The organism is Bacillus sp. FSL H8-0547 (genome assembly GCA_038002745.1).
Classification (GTDB): domain Bacteria; phylum Bacillota; class Bacilli; order Bacillales; family Bacillaceae; genus Bacillus_P.
This window is the reverse complement of the sequence record JBBODD010000001.1, coordinates 394,007-414,707: the sequence shown is the minus strand read 5'-3', so window position 1 is coordinate 414,707 and position 20,701 is coordinate 394,007. Positions and strand designations below refer to the sequence as shown.

Annotated in this window: 20 protein-coding genes and 1 pseudogene; 13 read left to right on the top strand and 8 right to left on the bottom strand. The window is 45.0% G+C overall.

What is annotated here, in order from left to right; genetic code table 11:
• Positions 1 to 11 precede the first annotated feature (11 nt).
• From MHB63_02095 to MHB63_02085, 3 genes are all read right to left on the bottom strand, one after another.
• The gene (locus tag MHB63_02095) at positions 12 to 302 is read right to left on the bottom strand and encodes an AbrB family transcriptional regulator (protein ID MEK3805379.1); all 291 of its coding nucleotides are present in this window, start codon (positions 300 to 302) and stop codon (positions 12 to 14) included.
• Between the two features lie 253 nt (positions 303 to 555).
• The gene (locus tag MHB63_02090) at positions 556 to 1,002 is read right to left on the bottom strand and encodes a hypothetical protein (GenBank protein MEK3805378.1); all 447 of its coding nucleotides are present in this window, start codon (positions 1,000 to 1,002) and stop codon (positions 556 to 558) included.
• Positions 1,003 to 1,038: 36 nt separating this feature from the next.
• On the bottom strand, positions 1,039 to 1,245 hold the full coding sequence (locus MHB63_02085; protein ID MEK3805377.1) for a hypothetical protein: 207 nt from the start codon (positions 1,243 to 1,245) through the stop codon (positions 1,039 to 1,041).
• A gap of 145 nt (positions 1,246 to 1,390) precedes the next feature.
• Between MHB63_02085 and MHB63_02080 the strand changes: the two genes are divergently transcribed.
• From MHB63_02080 to MHB63_02070, 3 genes and pseudogenes are all read left to right on the top strand, one after another.
• Positions 1,391 to 1,711: a winged helix-turn-helix domain-containing protein gene (locus tag MHB63_02080; protein ID MEK3805376.1), complete on the top strand. Its 321-nt coding sequence runs from the start codon at positions 1,391 to 1,393 to the stop codon at positions 1,709 to 1,711.
• Between the two features lie 26 nt (positions 1,712 to 1,737).
• A complete protein-coding gene (locus MHB63_02075) occupies positions 1,738 to 1,965 on the top strand; it encodes a hypothetical protein (GenBank protein MEK3805375.1) in 228 nt (75 codons plus the stop codon).
• 340 nt (positions 1,966 to 2,305) lie between these two features.
• A pseudogene (locus MHB63_02070) lies at positions 2,306 to 2,542 on the top strand (GNAT family protein).
• A 7-nt stretch (positions 2,543 to 2,549) separates the two neighbouring features.
• On the opposite strand, the gene MHB63_02065 reads toward MHB63_02070, so the two are convergent.
• Positions 2,550 to 3,596 (bottom strand): lactonase family protein, encoded by a 1,047-nt coding sequence (locus tag MHB63_02065; protein MEK3805374.1) that lies wholly within the window; start codon positions 3,594 to 3,596, stop codon positions 2,550 to 2,552.
• Between the two features lie 209 nt (positions 3,597 to 3,805).
• Between MHB63_02065 and MHB63_02060 the strand changes: the two genes are divergently transcribed.
• Positions 3,806 to 4,573 carry an SDR family oxidoreductase gene (locus MHB63_02060; GenBank protein ID MEK3805373.1) on the top strand — a complete coding sequence of 256 codons (768 nt, stop codon included), beginning with the start codon at positions 3,806 to 3,808 and terminating at the stop codon, positions 4,571 to 4,573.
• A 1,063-nt stretch (positions 4,574 to 5,636) separates the two neighbouring features.
• Here MHB63_02060 and MHB63_02055 read toward each other — a convergent pair.
• The gene (locus MHB63_02055) at positions 5,637 to 6,467 is read right to left on the bottom strand and encodes an STAS domain-containing protein (GenBank protein MEK3805372.1); all 831 of its coding nucleotides are present in this window, start codon (positions 6,465 to 6,467) and stop codon (positions 5,637 to 5,639) included.
• 103 nt (positions 6,468 to 6,570) lie between these two features.
• The gene (locus MHB63_02050; GenBank protein MEK3805371.1) at positions 6,571 to 7,638 is read right to left on the bottom strand and encodes a DUF3900 domain-containing protein; all 1,068 of its coding nucleotides are present in this window, start codon (positions 7,636 to 7,638) and stop codon (positions 6,571 to 6,573) included.
• Positions 7,639 to 7,981: 343 nt separating this feature from the next.
• Here MHB63_02050 and MHB63_02045 point away from each other — a divergent pair, with 343 nt between their 5' ends.
• Complete coding sequence (locus MHB63_02045; protein MEK3805370.1) at positions 7,982 to 9,196, top strand: acyl-CoA dehydrogenase family protein; 1,215 nt, start codon at positions 7,982 to 7,984, stop codon at positions 9,194 to 9,196.
• 61 nt (positions 9,197 to 9,257) lie between these two features.
• On the opposite strand, the gene MHB63_02040 is transcribed toward MHB63_02045, so the two are convergent.
• On the bottom strand, positions 9,258 to 10,142 hold the full coding sequence (locus tag MHB63_02040; GenBank protein ID MEK3805369.1) for a MerR family transcriptional regulator: 885 nt from the start codon (positions 10,140 to 10,142) through the stop codon (positions 9,258 to 9,260).
• A gap of 133 nt (positions 10,143 to 10,275) precedes the next feature.
• Between MHB63_02040 and MHB63_02035 the strand changes: the two genes are divergently transcribed.
• The 4 genes from MHB63_02035 to MHB63_02020 all read left to right on the top strand — a co-directional run bounded on the left by MHB63_02035 (position 10,276) and on the right by MHB63_02020 (position 14,176).
• A complete protein-coding gene (locus tag MHB63_02035; GenBank protein MEK3805368.1) occupies positions 10,276 to 11,358 on the top strand; it encodes a serine hydrolase in 1,083 nt (360 codons plus the stop codon).
• A gap of 161 nt (positions 11,359 to 11,519) precedes the next feature.
• Entirely contained in the window at positions 11,520 to 11,840 is a 321-nt protein-coding gene (locus MHB63_02030; protein MEK3805367.1) for a DUF3870 domain-containing protein, read from the top strand.
• A gap of 22 nt (positions 11,841 to 11,862) precedes the next feature.
• Positions 11,863 to 13,524, top strand: coding sequence for a sigma 54-interacting transcriptional regulator (locus tag MHB63_02025; GenBank protein ID MEK3805366.1), 1,662 nt, complete (start codon positions 11,863 to 11,865; stop codon positions 13,522 to 13,524).
• 109 nt (positions 13,525 to 13,633) lie between these two features.
• Positions 13,634 to 14,176, top strand: coding sequence for a DUF420 domain-containing protein (locus tag MHB63_02020; protein MEK3805365.1), 543 nt, complete (start codon positions 13,634 to 13,636; stop codon positions 14,174 to 14,176).
• A 40-nt stretch (positions 14,177 to 14,216) separates the two neighbouring features.
• Here the strand turns inward: MHB63_02020 and MHB63_02015 are convergent, their stop codons facing one another.
• Complete coding sequence (locus MHB63_02015) at positions 14,217 to 14,957, bottom strand: collagen-like protein (GenBank protein ID MEK3805364.1); 741 nt, start codon at positions 14,955 to 14,957, stop codon at positions 14,217 to 14,219.
• 355 nt (positions 14,958 to 15,312) lie between these two features.
• On the opposite strand from MHB63_02015, the gene MHB63_02010 reads away from it, so the two are divergent.
• The 4 genes from MHB63_02010 (at position 15,313) to MHB63_01995 (ending at position 20,690) form a co-directional block, all read left to right on the top strand.
• Entirely contained in the window at positions 15,313 to 15,840 is a 528-nt protein-coding gene (locus MHB63_02010) for a sigma-70 family RNA polymerase sigma factor (protein ID MEK3805363.1), read from the top strand.
• Positions 15,821 to 17,152 (top strand): DUF4179 domain-containing protein, encoded by a 1,332-nt coding sequence (locus MHB63_02005; protein ID MEK3805362.1) that lies wholly within the window; start codon positions 15,821 to 15,823, stop codon positions 17,150 to 17,152. Before MHB63_02010 ends, MHB63_02005 begins: the two co-directional genes overlap by 20 nt.
• A 1,104-nt stretch (positions 17,153 to 18,256) precedes the next feature.
• Positions 18,257 to 19,405 carry an acyl-CoA dehydrogenase family protein gene (locus tag MHB63_02000; protein ID MEK3805361.1) on the top strand — a complete coding sequence of 383 codons (1,149 nt, stop codon included), beginning with the start codon at positions 18,257 to 18,259 and terminating at the stop codon, positions 19,403 to 19,405.
• A gap of 19 nt (positions 19,406 to 19,424) precedes the next feature.
• Positions 19,425 to 20,690 carry an MFS transporter gene (locus MHB63_01995; protein MEK3805360.1) on the top strand — a complete coding sequence of 422 codons (1,266 nt, stop codon included), beginning with the start codon at positions 19,425 to 19,427 and terminating at the stop codon, positions 20,688 to 20,690.
• Positions 20,691 to 20,701: the final 11 nt, after the last annotated feature.

Below are 20,701 nucleotides of genomic sequence, written 5' to 3'. Positions count from 1 at the left end.
GGCAGGGGGTTTTATGGCCGGATCATAAAGCTCGTGCTGCCTGCCAGTCTGTTTTTTAAGATGTCAACTCCCTCAGGACTGAGGACAACTTTTCCATCGCAGCAAACAAAATTGTCCGGATCAATTTTTCCTGTAATGAAGCATTTTTTCTGGGGCTCAAATTTTCTGATCGTGATGGAATGATGGTCTGCGAATATTTCAACATGATCATAGCGTTTAATGCCTAAGTACTTTCTCCATTTTTGAGGCAATGTGACTCTGCCTTCTGAATCCATTTTTCTTAGCACGGTCTGTGTTCTCATTGTTTTCCATCCTAGTTATGTATTTGTACAGTTTTAAAGCGCTTTCTTTCTGCGTGTACGGCTCCACTGAAAATTTTATTTCATGGTCATTAAACCATGCTGAATGAAACCTTAAATTCAGCTTAAATATGCGACATTATGCCCGGATTTTAATGAATCCTATTCACACGCCCTGTTTCTTTAAAGTGAAAAACATTTAATTGAGGCTTTTGGAGCTTGTAGGACAGGATAAAAATGCATAAAAAAACTGATTTTACCACCAGGTGAAATCAGTTTCAGATGGAACTGTGTTCGTGATAAATGAAAGGTCTTCTTCTGAAAGACCGTAAACGGCAAGTTCAGTGCCCCAGTGTCCGGAATGAAGAACAGTCTCACCCCTGAGGATCAAGTTCACCGTAAACCATTTCATCCGGCCGTTTTTTAAATGGCTCTTAACCAGGAACTCAGACAGAGCGGGTGTTTTCTTTACGGTAAATATAATGAGATCCCCGTCATCAGCAGCAGCTTTCTCTTCAAAATGACTGAGTTCATTCATTGATGCTTTCTCATCTTTCCAGCAATGAATCTCAACCGTATCTGCCTTAGTCAGGAAATAAGAAATGATTTTCTCCCAATAGTCATAGGTTTCTCCAATGGGAGACTGAAAGCCTGAATCATCGGGTGAATAAGAAGGGATTGCAAGCAGTACATTTCGGTTCAAATCACGATTGCTCCTTTTCATAGTTTTAGGCATTCCTTATTTTCTCTCCTCGTATTCTTCATATCTTGCTTCATGTTTGCTTTCACTTAGGGGAATTTCATTCTGATAGTTTCGGACGAGGCCGTTGTCAATATCATTCATGGGTGTGTACTCATTGTTAGGCAGCCTGCGGTTTTGTCTAAGCAGATTGAAAATGAAAAACCCGACGGCAGCAACGACGCAAATCAGATAAACAGTTTCCAAGCACAGCACCTCCTGGTCATTATAGGTTTATAGTTCTTTTTTAATGTATGAGAATCCTGCATGATAGATAACGAACTTCAATTATTAAGCATATATTCCAATATTTTCTTGCTTGTTACTTACACCTGTAATATAATTATTACATATGAAAAAACAAATGAATGGTGACGATTTGATTAAGCTTCTTGATGCGCTCTCCAATCCGTATCGGATGAAGATTATTGCTATTCTGCACAGGGAGCGTCAGTATGTCAGCCAGCTTGCAAGGGAGCTTGGCATCAGCCGTCCGCTTGTGTATTTGCATCTGAAAAAGCTTGAAGAAGCCGGACTCATAAAGGGGGAGCATGAAATTTCAGACGATGGGAAAGCAATGAAATATTTTGAGCTTGTTCCATTCAGTGTTCCGCTCGATGCCGGAATCATTGCGGAAGCATCAGAAAGCATATCTGAAAAAAAGAAAGAATAAATGTGCAGAACGAAAAGGAGATTTTTATGGGGGATATTATTACTACGCTAGGGCCATTATTATTTTGGATCATCCTCATCATTCTTCCCTTAATCTTTATCATCCGCTATTTTAAACGGATGGAAGCGAGAGCCGAAGAGAGACTGAAACTGGAGAGAGATCACGCGGCTTTTCAGCAGAAACAAGTAAAAGTAAACGAAGAATTAAATCAAAGACTGACTTCAATTGAAAAAATGCTGAAGGAAGTGGAATGAAAAGGAGAGGCTCTAAATGGCTGAAAGCAACAGCATCTGGAAGGGGGAGCTTGTCAGACTCAGGCCTGTTCAGCCGTGATGTTTCACAAAGACGGCATGGATTCAGAGATAGCTAGACTCAAAGGATGCCATTTATGGTCCAAGATCTGAAGAGGGCACAAGAAGATGGACTGAGGCCGAGGCGGAAAAAGGCTGGAACGAGGATGCTGTCAGACTTTCTATAGAGAATGCAGCGGGGGAATTTGCTGGCAGCATCAGCACGGATAAGTGTGATACCCGAAACGGCACATTCAGCTATGGCATCAGTATATTCAGAGAGCACTGGTGAAAGGGATATGCAGGAGATGCCATCAGAATTGTGCTTCGCTATTTATTTGAAGAACTGCGCTATCAAAAAGCAAATGCTCATGTGTACAGTTTTAATGAGGCTTCGATCAGCCTGCACAGAAATCTGGGCTTTCAAGAAGAAGGCAGAATGCGGAACATGATTTATACGCAAGGCAGCTATCATGACCTGCTCCTGTTTGGAATTACGAGGGAAGAATATAAAAAGATCTCAGAGCCGCTCAGGCTCTGAGATCTTTTTATTGATTTAAGAATTTTACGCAAACCGGATAAGGCACATGAACATCTGACTGCAGAAGAGACAGTTTTCCTGTTTCGCGGTTTCTTTCAAACAGGATCAGGCTACTGCTTTCCTGGTTGGATGCAATCAGGAAGTTTTCAGTTGGATCGAGTGCAAAGTCACGCGGCCAGTTTCCTTCAGTGGACGTGCGTTCTACGAATGTCAGTTTACCTGTGTCGCTGTCAGTTTTGAAAACGGCGATGCTGTCGTGCCCGCGGTTGCCGGCATACACGAATTGTCCATCAGATGAGATGTGAATCGCAGAACCCTGGCTGTTTTCTGTAAAATCCTCCGGAAGAGTGGAGATATACTGAAGCTCTGTGAAGCTGCCGTCTTCCTTATAATCAAGAACAACTACTTCGTTGCTGAGCTCTGTGAGCAGATATGCAATCTTCCCGTTCGGGTGGAACGTCAGATGTCTTGGTCCGCTTCCTCTCTTCAGGTGAAGGCTGTGAACTTCATAAAGTTCACCGTCATTGAGCTCATATGTGTACAGTTTGTCAGTGCCAAGATCAATAGCAGCGACATACTTTTCCTCAGGCGTGAAGCCTGCATAGTGGGCGTGCGGAGCGTCCTGTCTTTCTTCATTAGGCCCTGAACCTTCATGCTTGCGGATGGAAAGGGCGGATGAGAGAGTTCCGCTGATCACATCCATCTCATGGGATTCAATTGTCCCGTTATGGTAATTTGCAGATACAACAAACCGGTTGGTTGAATCAACACTTACGTGGCAGGGTGATGCTCCTTCGCGAAGCTGTCTGTTAAGCTCCGTCAATTCCCCTGTATTCGCATTTCTTGAGTAGGCAACCAACCCTCCTGCGTCCCCGTCTTTTCCAATCGCATATACGAAACGGTTATCTTTGCTTAAATTCAAGTATGTAGGACTGCCGATTTCAGCAGCAACGCTTGGTTCACTCAGTTTTTTTGCATCTGTATCAAGTGTAAAGGAGTAAATGCCTTTGCTGTCTCCCTTTGTATATGTACCGATATACCCGCTGTATTTCATCTTTTATCCTCCTCTAATTGGTATGACCTTATTTTAGCATAAATCCCGCCAAATCAAGTTATTATCCGTATACCCATATCCTTGTCTACCGAAAACGTCTATTTTTGTCGAAAAGGGCGGGGGCTAACGCATCAAATAGTGTAACCTCTTAGACAAACTCTTACTAAGATATTAAAGGATCACACTGATTTTAGAAAGGAGCAAGGAATTTGAATCTATTCAGCTTGAAAAATAAAACGGCTATTGTTACCGGCGGAGGAAAGGGGCTTGGCGCACAAATGGCAAGAGTGCTTGCACTTGCAGGCGCTAATGTTGTCGTGTGTTCAAGGGATCTTGAAGCATGCGAGAAGGTCAGGGGAGAACTTGTTGCTCTCGGTGTTAAGTCCCTTGCGATTGCCTGTGATGTAACGAGCCAGAAGGATATCCAGAATGTCATCGACCAGACGTTGGCTCACTTTGGAACAATTGATATTTTAATCAACAACAGCGGTACCTCATGGATGGCGCCTGCGCTTGAACTGCCTGCCGATAAATGGGACAAAGTCATGAATGTCAATGTCAGGGGAGTCTTCCTTTTCAGCCAGGCTGCTGCAAAAGTAATGAAAAGCCAGGGCTCGGGCAAGATCATCAATATCGCCTCAGTTACGGGAATGGGAGGAACTCCGGCAGAGCTTATGGATACGATTGCCTACAGCACAAGCAAAGGCGCTGTCATCAGTTTCACGAAGGATCTTGCAGTAAAACTTGCCCCGGACAATATTCAGGTTAATGCAATCGCACCGGGATATTTCCCGACGAAATTGACAAAAATGATTCTAGAAAAAGATAATGCTGGGATTTTAAAAGGGGTGCCTGCCGGCCGTTTCGGTACAGAAGGCGACCTAGACGGTGTTATTCTGCTGCTCTCCGGGAAAGCATCGGATTATATTGTCGGCCAGGTTTTTGTTGTGGATGGCGGCATAACCGCTCTAGTTTAAAAAAGGAGAACAATACTTGCACTTTTAAGAACAGGAAATCGCATAATGGGGAATAGACTTCTTTCGTGACATGCATTCAGACGAATATTCTATTCAAATCTGAGTTCGATTAGCTAGTTTATAAAATCAGAGATTCATAAAACGCATGGTACACTCTCTAATCTGCTTTAAACCGGATGCACGCAGCCGGCCGTTCGGTCAAACTCAATAATGAAGGGAGGCAATTTATGCTTTTTGATTTTGAATCTATCCTGAAAAGAACCGCTCCAGTAATAGAGTATTTGGGTTATGGGGGAGTTGTTTTTCATTCCGCTTTTATTGACTAAGGATACGGCACAGTATGTTATTAACAGGAAAGCCGGTGTTCAATTAAAAATTGGGAAAGCGGCAGCTCTCCGGTGAGTGGCGCCACAAAAGAGGATTCTTGACCGGAAAAAGTGGCAGCACTCTGGTGAATGACGCCACAAGTGAGGAATCATGACCTGAAAAAGTGGCAGCACTCTGGTGAGTGGCGCCACAAAAGAGGATTCGTGACCTGAAAAAGTGGCAGCACTCCGGTGAGTGGCACCACAAAAGAGGATTCGTGATCGGAAAAAGTGGCAGCTCTCCGATGAGTGGCGCCACAAAAGAGGATTCGTGACCTGAAAAAGTGGGAGTACTCTGGTGAATGACGCCACAAGTGAGGAATCATGACCTGAAAAAGTGGGAGCACTCTGGTGAGTGGCGCCACAAAAGAGGATTCGTGACCTGAAAAAGTGGCAGCACTCCGGTGAGTGGCACCACAAAAGAGGATTCGTGATCGGAAAAAGTGGCAGCACTCTGGTGAGTGGCGCCACAAAAGAGGATTCGTGACCTGAAAAAGTGGCAGCACTCTGCTGAATGGCGCCACAAGTGAGGAATCATGACTTGTAAAAGTGGCAGCATTCCGGTGAGTGGCGCCACAAGTGAGGAATCATGACCTGGAAAAGTGGCAGCACTCCGGCTAATACTCCACAGGTAGAAACAGAAAAAATCCGAACTAATTGATTCATAGTTCGGATTTTACGATACATATCAGCTTCATTTATTGTCGTCTGAATCCAAGGTCATACAAAGCTTTTCTCATGTTGAATTTGGTTTCGATATGATTAAAATCAAGGCCGAGACTCATGATGGTCTGGGCGATTTCAGGACGGAGGCCGGTGAGAACGGTGTGGATGCCGCTGATCTTGAGTGCGCTGACGATTTTGAAAATCTGGTCTGCCACCATAGTATCAATAATGGGAACTCCGGATACATCCAGGATGACTTCTTCGAGATTCAGGCGGGCGCCCTCTCTAAGGGAAACTTCCATGATCAGTGCGGCCCTTCTTGTGTCAACCGCTCCAACAAGAGGAATAACGGCAATTCCTTCTGCCACCGGCACAACCGGAACAGAAAGCTCTTCCAATGCTGAATAAGCCACTTCCATTAATTCATTGCTGTGGTTTTCATAGACGCTGCCTGTCACACTGCAGGCTCTGTCAATCAGCGGATCAATCATTTTGGAAACATCCAGCATCGTAACGGCGTAGAAGTTGTTTTTGTGAAGCTCTTCGGTCAGAGTGTCCCACAGAGCCGTCCTGTATGCCCCGATCGCACGGAGACACTGGGCCAGCGGGACGTCAAAATGGATGGCTCTTTTTGCTATTTTTATGCTCCACTGGTCTACTTTTTCCTCAACCTTCACATCACACAGAGCCTGTCCCAAATAACCGACCAGTTCTTCCCGGTAGGCAATTCGCTCTTCTAATGGGAATCCCGAATGCTCCAGCTGCTGAGTATGCTTGGCATCTTGGGCGCTCGGGATATTCAAAGTAATTTCACGTGCGTTTTCCTGAATCTTATTGCCTATATAATGCAGCTCATCTTTCATGAAAGTTCCCCTTTTAACCGATTGAATAGGTTAAGTATATAGGATTGAAAGGGAAATAGACAGATGAGGGGAGAGAAAATTTAATCGTGCGATCTAATGGGAGTTATGACTCCCCTTTCTTTGATATCCTTTCAATTATCGCTCCCAGCTCGTCAGGACGGTGAAATTCAATCGGAGATACCCCTTTTTCAAATTGGATGCTGTCCGCTTCTACGAGAAGAACATATCTTCCGTTGATCTTTCCTAAATGAATGTTTTCCCCGTAGTCTGCAAGGAGTCCTTTTACAGAAGTTTCCCCGAGCTTCATCTTCAGCTCGGCTTCGGGTGTATGCTCCACAATTTGGGCAGCCGCTTCAATGACCTGATGGGTATCCAGACGCTCCTGGATTTCCCGCTTCTCGCTTGCTTCCCAGATTTCCATGTCCTGTTCGAACTGCTGGCGTTCCTGGCTGTTCTCTTCATACGTCTCAAGGACATGCTCCTGGACCATGCTCATGACTTGAGTTTTCATGATCTCAGGCATGGATTCGCCGTATTCGACAAACTTCAGAAAGTCTTCAAAGTAGCGGGCATGTGACGCCTGATGAATTTTAAGCTCACCGGGCTCTGTCATGCCTTCTTCAGGCATGTGGGGGTATTGGATGGATTTCATATTTTTCGTCGTGATCGCCATCTGCACATTGCGGATCAGGGTTGATTCATCTGAAATGGAAGCCACTTTAGGTTCAAAATCACATTTTAAAATAAATACAAATGTATCCTCGAAATACTTCTCAGGAGTTGCCGACAAAACAAGGAATGCACCGCCCCGGACGGCACTTGCATCGAGATAGGCAGAGACGAACCGTTCGCCTGCTTCTTTAAAAGCTTCCTTTGTTTCTGCTGTAAGTGCTCTGTGAAAGAGGTTGTAATTTGGATTAGAATCCAGTTCATATCCCGGTTCCACAACAAAGTGGCCAAGTTTTGTGGGAACCTGCTCGCTCTTAGGATGCTTCTCCACTTTCCGTTTCACAATTTTTTTCAGCTCGCCGTCCAGAAAATCCTTCAGCGCGTTCTGCTCGTACTCCTCCGCCGTTAATGTTTGAAAGTGTTTGTACTGCTTATTGGCATTCTCGTCTTTTCCGTCCACCTGGATCAAATAGAAAGAGAGATAGTTAATCTTAAATTCCACTGGATTCACCTGCTTCTTTTTCAGTTCTTCAAGTGTAAAAGATTGGCCTTGGGGAGTCAATCCGAATGGAGGAGCGGCAGTCTGATAGACTATAAATATATAGAATTTTCAAAAAAAGGTTGCCTGTTTTCGGATTACTGGATATACTTCTAGTAACTAATCGCATTTCACGCCTATGGAATTAGCCTTCCTGTGATCCGTGATGACGGTTAGCACCAGTGAACATATGTTTAAACCTGATTGCTGTTTTGTCTATGGAAGAGATTTCTTAACGTTGACAAAAGCCGGCTGCCTTTTTGCGCAGCCGGCTTTTTTATATCTACTAAAAGGGGATGAAGCAATGATGAATTTTAACTTGTCTGAAGAACAGAACGCTGTAAGAAAAATGGTCCGCGATTTCGTTGATAAAGAGATTAACCCGTACATTGCCGAGTGGGATGCAGAAGGTCATTTCGAACCGTCCATTTTGAAAAAACTTGCAGATCTCGGCCTGATGGGAATCTGCGTGCCGGAACAATACGGCGGCAGTGCCATGGATTATAACACTCTCGCGATTGTGTGTGAGGAGCTTGAACGCGGGGATACAGCCTACCGTACAGCCGTTTCCGTCCACACCGGCTTAAACAGCCTGACGCTGATGCAGTGGGGAAATAAGGAGCAGAAGCAGAAATATCTTACTCCGCAGGCTAAAGGGGAGAAAGTTGGAGCGTTCGGCTTAACAGAACCGAATGCAGGATCGGACGTTGCGGCTTTGCAGACTTCAGCCGTTTTGGAAGGCGATCATTACATACTGAATGGTCAGAAGACATGGATTTCTCTTTGCGACTATGCTGACCACTTTCTTGTATTCGCTTACACGGATAAAAGCAAAAAGCACCACGGCATTTCGGCGTTTATTGTAGAGCGCACGATGCCTGGCTTTTCCTCCAAAGCTATTAAAGGGAAGCTTGGCATTCGCGCAGGGAACACAGGTGAAATCTTCTTTGACAACATCCGGGTGCCGAAAGAAAACCTTCTTGGACAGGAAGGGGACGGCTTTAAAATTGCCATGTCCGCTCTTGATAATGGACGGTTTACCGTTGCGGCCGGTGCCTGCGGACTCATTCAGGCATGTATTGAACAGAGCGTCAACTACTGCCATGAGCGGAAAACATTTGGAAAAGAGATTGGCAAACACCAGCTTGTTCAGCAGATGATCGCCAAAATGGAAGCAGGCTATCACATGTCCCGCCTGCTTGTCTTCAGAGCAGGGTGTCTTAAAAACGAAGGAAAACGAAACACAAGGGAAACGTCCCTCGCCAAGTGGCAATCCTGTGATTTCGCAAACGAAGCGGCGAACGATGCAGTACAGATCCACGGTGCGTACGGTTACTCCAATGAATATCCGGTTGAACGATTCCTTAGAAACTCTAAAGCACCTGTTATTTACGAGGGAACAAGAGAAATTCATACCGTGATGCAGGCGGAGTATGTGTTAGGTTACAGAGAAGATAAAACGCTGAGCCATATGCTGCCGAGCTGGCCGTTTGAGGAGGAGAGGGAGAAGGTTAAGAACTGAAGAATATAATTTAAGCAAAAAGAAGCAGGCTGAATCTCTCAGTCTGCTTCTTTTTCTAGAATTAATCTAATTTTTCTATATGAATTTGAATCTCTGTTAAAATGTTCTCCACAATTTGATCGGGCTGCAGGCTCGTCAAATCGGTGTGCAGTAAATCAATCAGCGGACCGGCAGCTCTGTAGTTGTTTTCTATAAGCCATTTCTGGATTCTTGAATAAATGTCAATGAACGTATCTTTGCCTGCCATGCCTTTTCTAATCATCGATAAGTACAATCCTTCAGGTATTTCACTTAAAAAGGGAGAATCCTGGAGCTGTCCTGCCGGCAAGCCGACCTCAAGATCTTTCATCATGCTTTGAAATTCCCTCTCATTGAATGCGTGATTCACATTTATATGATGATGAATTAACACAAGGTTTCCTGATGGAATGATTTTTTCTTTTTTTGCAAGTTCAATCAGTTCATTAAAATAATGGACGTACACATCTAAATTAGCACGTTCAGTTTGCTTTCTTAAAGAAAGGATTTTCCTTGCAGGCTGCCAGGCAGCGGTAATGACGGGTTCAGAGGGAGAATGAGAATAGGACATTTTCAATTCCTTTTCCATATTTTTAATTCGTTGATTAATGGATTCTGCTGTTTTCTTTAGCTCGTTTATTTCATCCACGATTTCATCACGCTTTTTTTTCATGACAGACAGCTGATTTGAAAGGCTGTCTTCCTCAAGTATCTTGCTTATATCCCCAATGGAAAAATGCAGCTCTCGCAAATTTTGGATGATTCTGATTTTGGCAATATCCTTAAAGGTATAGTAGCGGTAGTTTGTGATCTTGTTCAGCCCTGCTGGTTTCAGCAAGCTGATTTGGTCGTAATAGCGTAATGTTGAAGCAGCTGTGCCGCATAGCTTTGCAGCCTCGCCGATTGTGTAGTAGTTTTTTTCCTCCATATTGACACCTCTTGTCTTCTCCTGCGCTGAGAAAAGTATAACAAATAATGCTTTTTTAAAAAAAGAGGTTGACCTTAAAGCTGCTTTAAGGCTGATAATCATGGTTATCAATCAATAAGGAGAAGATTTTGACGTGAAGAAAAAAGCGGTATTACTCACAGCAGTCCTTCTATTTATCGGAGCAGGAGCTACGGGTTATTTATCCATTCCATTTACAAGTTCAGAAAACAATGAGTTTCATAAACAGCTAAATCAGTCTGAGCATGACAGTCAGAAAACAATGAACAGAATAACAGAAATCATGGACAAGAATGAGGCGGACTCGTTGTTTATAATGGAAGGCCAGAACGTGCTTGCGGAATCCGGAGAAAGTGATCAAATTTCAAATGTGGCTTCTGTCAGAAAAAGTCTTATCAGTGCTCTTTTTGGAATTGCCGAGTCAAAAGGAGTAATCAATTTGGATCGAACACTGGGGGACCTGGGGATAGATGACACGAAAAATCCGCTTTCTGAAAAGGAGAAACAGGCGACCGTAGAAGATCTGCTGAAAGCCCGTTCCGGCATTTACATTACTTCCTTGGGCGAATCAAAAGCCATGAAAGAAAAAAGACCTGAGAGAGGCAGCCACAGCCATAACGAGCACTACTACTATAACAACTGGGATTTTAATACGCTCGGCGTCATTTTTGAAAAGGAGACAGGTAAATCCCTAGGGGAAGCTTTCTATGAATGGATTGCCAAACCGACAAAGATGAAAAAGTTTCAGCCCTCAAATGTGGTTTATCAAGAGTCGGAAGAGACTTCCATGCCAATGTACAGATTCTATATGTGTGCAGAAGACCTGGCAAGATTCGGCTCGCTTTATGCCAATGACGGGAAATGGAAAGATAAGCAAATCATTCCGAAAAATTGGATTGATGCCAGTTTTGAAGCGTACTCTGAAATAACCGATGTAGACAGATTTACGGGGTACGGCTATTTATGGTGGCTGGAAAAGCAAAAGGATCAAACGCTGCAATGGGCGGTTGGTTCAGGGGGACAGTATATTGTTGTAGACAGAGAAAGCAAAATCTCTCTTGCGATGATGAACAACACGGGGACTTCTCCATTGGGAGTGTTCTGGTACCGCACATTTGATGGAGGGGAGGAACCTTATTCAGATGTCAGGGACGTTTTTGAGCTCGCTAAAAACAGTGTAATGAACAAACAGAAGTAAACTGCAGCCCCTTATGCTTATGCTGAGGGGCATTTTTTATGAGCTGTATTTTCATAAGTAAACGACTGTACGTTTTTGATTCAAAAGGAAGGATATTCGCAAATTGTAAAGAAGTAAGGTTTAAGAAACGAATTCATTTATTGAAAGAGAGGGACCTCACCATGCACTCACAGACGATGTTTATTGCGGGACATGCGCGCCTGCCGGCAGGAATGGCGGCGAAGAACGTATACGATATGCTGACGATCACGGTTGAAATTGATAAAAGATACGCGGTGATACTGGAAGCTTCCTGCACGCTTGCAACGGAGCACGGAAGGGATTTTGTCGGTCGCCTTCTCCGGGGCTACAGCCTTCAGAACGGGGTGGACGAAGTCACTGAGCATGTCAGGGAACATTATTGCGGAAAAGCCATCCATGCCATCACCGCTGCGCTGTCAGATCTGCATTTTCAGTATCAGCAGCTGAAGATCGAACGGTGAGGACATGAAAGCAGAGACCCTGATGAATATCCCTTTTCCGTGCATGATGACTACAGAAGAGCAAGTGATTGTACAGGCCAATGCCTCTTTAAAGAAGCTGAGTGGCGGCATGGAAACTAAGAGCCGTCATATTAATCAAGTGTTTGATGTGTGGGAAAAGCTGGGCGGCGGGAAGCTGATTCACGCTGCGTGCGGGAATACCAGCTGTATTTTTATCAAAACGTCCATACAGGATTCAGCGGACTGCCTGTATATCGGCACGATTTCGACTGAGCTTGTATCATTGATCGATGAACTGAAGGAATCACAACGGATAAACCGTGAACTGGATGCGATTATTGATAATTCCTATGACGGCATTTATATAACAGATAAAGATGGGGTCACGCTCAGAACGAACCGGGCTATTGAGCGGATTACAGGCATACCAAAGGAATATTACGCGGGGAAAAATGTAAACGCTCTTATTGAGCGCGGAATCCTAGAAAATTCGGTGACCCATAAAGTGATGGAAAAACGAAGAAGCGTGTCAGTTGTGCAGCTCAACCGGACAGGAAAGGAAACACTGCTGACAGGAAACCCTGTCTTTAATGACAATGGTGAAATTGAGAGCATCGTCACGAATATCAGAGACCTGTCCGAACTCAACGATTTGCAGAACGCTCTCAGAAAAGCGACAAAACTCAATGACAGCTATAAAAAAGAAATTGAACGGCTGAAAAGAAAAAACAGCAGCAGTGACGTCATTATCGAGAGCGAAGAGCTTGCCGCCATTTATGAAACGGCTGACAGAATTGTCAACGTGGAAGCGACCGTTCTCATTTTGGGAGAGACAGGTGTCGGGAAAGATGTGCTTGCCCGCTATATTTACAACAGGAGCGGGCGGTCAGATAAAGGACGGTTTATTAAAGTGAACTGCGGAGCAATCCCCCCGGATCTTCTGGAGTCTGAACTGTTTGGCTATGAAGGCGGAGCCTTTACAGGCGCTAATAAACATGGAAAGCCCGGGATGTTTGAGCTTGCAGATGGAGGCGTCCTTTTTCTGGATGAGGTGGGTGAGCTTCCGCTGAATCTGCAGGTCAAGCTGCTTCGGGTCATTCAGGAGAAAGAAATTCAGCGGGTCGGTGCAACGGTTTCTAAAAAAGCGGATGTCCGGATTCTTGCTGCGACAAATAAGGACTTAAAAGAAATGGTTCATAACGGAGAGTTCCGCGAAGATTTGTTTTACCGTCTCAATGTTGTTCCAATTTTCATTCCTCCTCTCCGGAACCGGAAAAACGACATACTGCCGATCGTTTCTTTCTTTTTGGAAAAAGCCAATTTGAAGTACGGCAAGAGCAAACGGATGGAAGCAGCGCTGAAAGATTTCTTTTACACGTACAGCTGGCCCGGCAATGTCCGCGAGCTCGCCAATTTAGTGGAGAGGCTTGTGCTGATCAGTGAAGAGGATGTGCTGACTCATAAGAATCTGCCGAATGAGTACAGAGAGGAAGGGCCGATCAAGCTTTCTGAAATTGTCACATTAAAAGAAGCAGCCGAACTTGCGGAAGAAAAAATCCTGACTCTTGCTGTTCAAAAATACAGGACAACGTATGAAATTGCAGAAGCTCTGGACAGCAGCCAGCCTACGATTGTCAGGAAACTGAAAAAGTACGGACTTGCAGTCAGGCAGCCTGTCCACTAATTTGCCTGCGGAACGGCCCATCAGCAGCACATCCTTCATACAATTGTCGAATATTCTGCGCTCTCTCCGTGGTACAATAAAGCATATTGAAACACAAGGAGAGAATTTTATGGAACAGACACATCGCTCAGGCAAGAATTACACGGCGATTATCGTAACCCTTTCCCTTGTCGTCAATGCGGTTATCCTCGGTTTATTCTTTTTGCCGATCGGATACGGCGGCGAGGTTACATTCGATATTCATATTTTCCCGCGCATCAATGCCGTACTGAACAGTTTTACATTTGTCTTTTTAGTTATTGCGCTCGTATCGATTATTAAGAAAAACGTCAAGCTCCACAAAGGCTTCATTCTGGCGGCCTTTACGACAACCCTGCTTTTCTGCGTGTCGTATTTGACCTATCATTACCTTTCAGTTGAAACAACGCGGTTCGGCGGAGAAGGAATCATCCGCAGCGTTTATTTCTTTATCCTGATTACACACAGTTTCCTTGCAGCCATCATCGTGCCGCTTGCGCTTTTCTCACTCGTTTGGGGTTGGACAGGCCAGCTTGACAAGCACCGCAAAATTGTCCGCTGGAGCATGCCGATCTGGCTTTATGTAAGCTTTACAGGTGTAGTTGTGTATTTAATGATCTCACCTTATTATTAAAAAGATGGTCCAGCTGAGCTGGACCATCTTTCTTTCATGTTTAGAAATTTTGCGAGCAGTCTGTACACGGACCGCCGGTTGGCTGGAATACTACGTTGTCGACATAAGAAGCAGCTCCTACGCCACCGCTGGTAGATATGTTCTGAAATGAGATGCATGCCATTGTCACATCTTCTGGTATACACACGACAAGCGTGTAGTGCTGGAATAATGACTGCGGCTGGTTGTCAACAGGCACGATGTGCGGTATCCCGTTTGGACCAAGCGTAGATGGTTCCGGGGGACAATCCTGTTCCAGTTCAGGAAACGATACCGATGCCACGAGCCTCCCGTTATCTCTTACATTGGCAGCAAATGACAAAGTATAGCAGCAGCCTTCATCCACCATTACAGTCTGTGTAACAAATCGTGTAGGGAGTATTCGGACAGACTGAATGCTTAGGGTGCCGTCCGGTAAAAATCGTCCACTGTGTGCATTAGGGAATCCCACTTCAGCAACGCCTGCTACTGACTGGTTCCATCCGGGCACAGGATCACCTGTTACCCCCGGTTCGTCAAAACCTGGATTATCTAAAAGGTTATTGCACGGACAGCATCCCTGAGCTGCTGGTCCGGTTGGTCCCTGAGGTCCAGTGGCACCAGTGGCACCAGTGGCACCAGTGGCACCAGTGGCGCCGGTAGCACCAGTAGCCCCGGAAGGTCCAGTTGGCCCCTGAGGTCCCGTCGGCCCTGGAGGACAAGGCGGACAAGGACATTGCGGCACGTTCACATTAACATTAATTTTGGGCTTAAATGTGATTTCACATTTGCACTTTGATTTACCGCAATCAGGACATTTCTTTTTGCATTCACACTTTCTATGACCGCATTCATCACACTTTTCTTTTTTGCATTTGCATTTCTCTTTGCCGCATTTGCCGCACTTTCTCTCTTCTTTACACTTGCACTCTTCATACCCGCACGATGGACATTTCCCATTGAAATATGCTTTTCCCATCAAAAACCTCCTTGAATTTTCGAACTAAAACAGACTATGTGCATAACAGGATAATTGCATGGACATTCCCCTCAATTTTTTTGAAATATGAAACTTTTTTTTGATCAAACGCCTCTAACTTTTGAAAGGAGAGGAAGAAGTGGACATACATACAGTAAAAAAAGCGATTAACGGCAATGAAAAAGCCTTTGAACAGCTGATTAAACTCGAGAGTGCCAAGCTTTATAAAACTGCTTTTATATATGTGAGAAACAAAGAAGACGCACTGGATGTTCTTCAGGAGACGGTCTGCAAGGCGTTTGTATCAATTGGAACGTTAAAACAGCCTGAATATTTCCGTACGTGGCTGATGAAAATTTTAATCAGGACAGCCTTTGAGCTGCTGAGAAAAAAGAAGAAAACTGTGGCCATGGATAGTGCGTTTCTTGAGAACGTTTCTTTTGTGCAAAAGGAGAATGACCTTGATCTTGTCCATGCGATAGGAGGACTTAGTGAGAACTACCAGACGGTTATTATTTTGTTTTATTATCACGATTTACCAATCCGGACGATTTCAGGCATGATGGAAAAACCCGAAAATACAGTGAAAACCTATTTGCGCAGAGCTAAAGCTGAGCTGAAAGCAGCCCTTGAAGGAGGAAAAGACCATGAACAAAAGCTGGTTTGACAGTCAGATTGATCAAATTGCCGTACCGGAAGACGACATGATGGCAGCCGTGTCCCGCGGAATACTTGAAGGTAAAAAACAAAAAAAGAAGAAAATGTTCGCTTCTGCCGGTGTTTTGTCAGGATCTGCAGCTGCCATCATTCTTGGAACAGGGTTTTTCTTTGCGCCAGTTAATGGGGTGCTCGCGAGTGTTCCTCTCATTGGGTCACTTTATGAGCCGTTTTCCTCCTTTACCATAGGAAAAGAACTTGCTTCAGCAGGACTCGTGAATGAACTGAACGAAAAGGCTGAAAGCGGAGGAATAAGTGTGACGCTGACAAGTGCTTATTATGAAGGAAATGTTGTCGGAATCACGTTTAAAGCCGAAGGGGAAAATCTGCCGGAGAAATGGAAAGAAGGCCCGAATGATCCCGCTTCCGACTACAGTCTGTCTTTATTTGACGGCAAAGAGTCCAGTCAGTTGGCGGGCAGTCATTCCCTGGTTGAAACAGAAGATGGATACATTGGAACGGCTGAGTATTATTTGGATGAAAAGAAGCTTCCCTCAGATTTTACTCTTCCGGTGAGATTCACTTCCATTGCCGGCGAAAAAGGAGACTGGCGATTTGATGTACCTTTAAAGCGGATTGAACCTGAGGTACTTGGCGTAAATAAAGTGTCGAGATCGGGAAGCGAATCGGTGACTATTCAAACTGTCGCAAAAGGGAAAGCGACAACCGTGATTGAATACAAAACGGTTCTTTCAAACGAATCTGATAACCTTTCTTTTAAGATAAAGGATGCTGGGGGCAAGGAACAGCTTCCAGTCAGCAGCGAGGTGATTCGTTCAGAAAAAAAAGATGGAATGACAGTTACAGACTGGCGCGTGTTATACACGGATGATCTTTTGAAAAATGCAGATGTATTAAGCCTTCTTCCTTTAATAGACCGGGATGAGCCTCCGGCAATGGCTAAACTTTCACCTTCGCTTGTCGTTGAGAGCAGCCGATTTGGCTATCAGCTGCATGTGGAACAGGTGAAAAGAGATGGAGATCAGCTCATTGTTGATTATCAGCTTTCAAATGATTTTGGTGAGGAGTTCAAAAAGGACGTATTTCAGAACTTTGCAGAAGAAGTTTCTATTAACACAGAGACCCTTATAAAGGGCAAAATAAGCATAGCTGCTGATCAGAAGGAACTCCGCTTTCAGTCGGTTTATGCAATCCCTTCTGAATCCGATCTGAGTGATTTAACATTGTTTGTGCCATTTGGTGTACTTAGCATGAACAGGTCTTCTGAAAAAATGGAGCCGATAAAGGTTGAACTGCAATAGACCGGTTTGTATCTAATATAAAATGATGCCCCCAACCTATAGTTGGGGGCATTTTTAGTGAGGGCTGTTGATGGTTTATAGATTTGGAATAGTGACATCAAATCTGGTTCTGCCTGTGTTTGATGGTCCTGATCGACCGGAAAAGAACCCCCAAGCCAGCAGGAGTCCGTACTTGTTGGTCATGAACATCCTCGGGCGAGCCCCTTACTGAGTTTGTGTTGCTAAATCTTTTTAGAACACTTTCGGCGGAGCATCGCACTGAGTTTGTGTTGCTAAATCATTTATAGAACACATTTGGGCTGGCATCGCACTGAGTTTGTGCAGCTAACTCATGCTTAGAGCACTTTTGGGGGAGCATCGCACTAAGTTTGTGTTGCTAAATCATTTATAGAACACTTTCGGCGGAGCCCCGCACTGAGTTTGTGCAGCTAACTCATGTTTAGAACACTTTCGGCGGGGTATCGCACTGAGTTTGTGTTGCTAAATCATTTATAGAACACTTTCGGCGGAGCCCCGCACTGAGTTTGTGCAGCTAACTCATGTTTAGAACACTTTCGGCGGGGTATCGCACTGAGTTTGTGTTGCTAAATCATTTATAGAACACTTTCGGCGGAGCCCCGCACTGAGTTTGTGCAGCTAACTCATGTTTAGAACACTTTCGGCGGGCCATCGCACTGAATTTGTGCAGCTAACTCATGCTTAGAACACTTTCGGCGGAGCCCCGCACTGAGTTTGTGTTGCTAAATCATTTATAGAACACTTTCGGGCTGGCCCCGCACTGAGTTTGTGCAGCTAACTCATGTTTAGAACACTTTCGGCGGGGATCCGCATTGAGTTTGTGAAGCTAATTCATGATTACCCCAAGCTAGCACCAATCAGCCCTTGATGCTCCCGAAGGTTTGGCATAGTACCCTCAAACAGTCCCCTCTATCATTCATTACTGAATCATCTGATTCAAAATTGAATCGCAAATACCCCGTATTCTCGACAAATTCAATTCAAAAATGAATCACCTCTTTTTCAATACCCAAAAGAATCCCCGTTTTTCATCTTGGCACACTTCTTGCATCAATATAAGCAACAACACAAAAGGGGGATTTAAGGATGCAGGCAACCGTTACACCGGAAATTGAACAAATGAGGAAAATGGTTAGGAGTTTTGTTGATCAGGAGGTCGAACCTTACGCTCAGCAGATTGAGGATGAGGACAGAATTCCGGATCATCTTGTGGAGCAGGCGAAGGATCTGGGACTGTTTGGGATCAGCATTCCTGAAGAGTACGGCGGCATTGGACTGAATGCGGTCGGAAAGGCGGTCGTGCTTGAACAGCTTGGCCATACCCACAACGGGTTTGTGAGTCTGATCAGTGCTCACACAGGAATTGGAAGCACAGGACTGGTGAAGCTCGCATCAGAACACTTAAAACAAAAATATTTGCCGGAAATGGCAGCGGGGAAAAAGATTGCTGCGTTTGCTTTATCTGAGCCGGGTGCAGGGTCTGATGCGACAAATCTTTCAACTCGTGCAGAAAAAAGAGGCAATCAGTGGGTCCTGAACGGAACAAAGCATTTTATTACGAATGCACCTGTTGCGGATGTGTTCACGGTTTTTGCTCTGACAGACAAGGAAAAGGGAGCTAAAGGCGGCATCACCGCGTTTTTAATCGAAAAGGATTTCCCGGGTTTTTCTCTTGGAAAAAAAGATAAAAAAATGGGCCTTCGCGGGTCTCATACTGCGCAGCTGATTTTTGAAGACTGTATTGTTCCTGAGGAGAATGTAATCGGCGAAGTCGGGATGGGATACATGTCGGCACTGAAAATTCTGAGTGAGGGAAGGGTTGGGCTTGCAGCAAGGGCCGTCGGGTCATGCGACAAACTGATAGCGCTTTCAGCATCGTACGCGAAAGAAAGGGTTCAATTCGGAAAACCGATTGCCGACAATCAGGCGATTCAGTGGATGCTTGCAGATATGGCAACAGAAACAGAGGCGGCACGGACTTTGACGTACATGGCTGCAGCGATGATTGATGAAGGGAAAAAAGTAATCAAAGAAGCATCGATGGCTAAGCTTTTTGCATCAGACGTTTTTAACCGTGTTGCGGATAAAGCGGTACAGATCCATGGCGGCATGGGCTATGTTTCCGACTATCCGGTTGAGCGCTTTTACCGTGATGCGCGAATTACAAAGATTTATGAAGGAACGAACGAAATTCAGCGTCTGATCATTGCAAGACGCGTGCTTGAAGAAAATTAGGCGACTGGGGGGAATCAACATGCGCTGGACTGTGCTTGTACTGCTGTTTTTCGGAATGTTCATTAACTTTGCTGATAAATCCATCACTGGACTTGCGGCTGTGCCGATCATGAAGGAATTTAACCTTTCCTATGCCGACTGGGGTCTTGTGGGAAGCAGCTATTACTGGCTGTATCCGGTGACGGGTATTTTCGGGGCTGCCTGGGCAGACAGGGTCGGAGCAAAGAAAGTGCTTGGTTTCCTGATGCTTACATGGGCTGTGCTGCAGATTGGAGTGCTGGCCATTGCCGGTCTTCCGCTGCTTTTGCTTTACAGGTTTTTGCTCGGAGCGTTTGAAGGTCCGTTCAGTCCGATTGCCTATAATCACGCCAATACGTGGTTTCCGCCGAAGCTTCGCGGCCTGGCGAATTCCGTAGTCGTATCAGGAGCAACTCTTGGAGCAATGGTCGCCGCTCCGATTTTAGTCGCACTGATTCACATGTTCGGCTGGAGGGTTGCGTTTGCCGTCCTTGGTCTGGCAAGCATTGTCTGGTTTGTGGCGATTCAGTTTACCAGAGATGTTCCTCGTGCAGATGAGCTTGAAGAAAACGAAAAGCCGAAAGTGAAGAAACTTGAAAAGCTTGATTTGAAAGCCTTTATGCTGATGCTGTCAAAGCCTTCCGCTCTTTTTACGACTCTTGCTTATTTTTCAACCTATCTTCTTGTCGTCTGGTTTGCCGTCTGGCTGCCTGTTTACCTTGTGAAGGTTGTCAATATGAGCAGCATGGAAATGGGTTACGCCGTATCAGGAATCGGTCTCGTTTCAGTTGGCGTTTATATCGGAGTATCTGTTTTATCAGACAGAATGTTTAAGAAAAACAAAGACTGGAAGACCTCGCGCGTATACGTTGTCGGTTACGCCATGATTATCGGGGCCGTGCTTCTTGCTTCTACTGCTCTTATCACAAACGCAGTCTGGGTCATCATCGCTATGTGCCTTGCGAAAGGTCTTACATATGGCATTCTGACGATAGGACCGACGATTATGATTCAGCTGCTGCCTGACAGAGGAAATCTTATGACGAGTATTCTGACGTCTTCAGGGAATCTTGCCGGAATTGTAGGTCCGCTTATTACAGGGTATATCGTTGCTGCCGGCGGAGAAAACAGTTCAGCGGGGTTCGACTGGTCCATCTTATTTATGGCCGGCCTGATCGTTTTGTTCGGAGTCTTATTTACTGCATTTGTCAGACCGCAGCAGAAAATCGATCTTGCGCCCGATCAGCAGGCCGCAATTGGCAAGTAGGAGGGATGCAA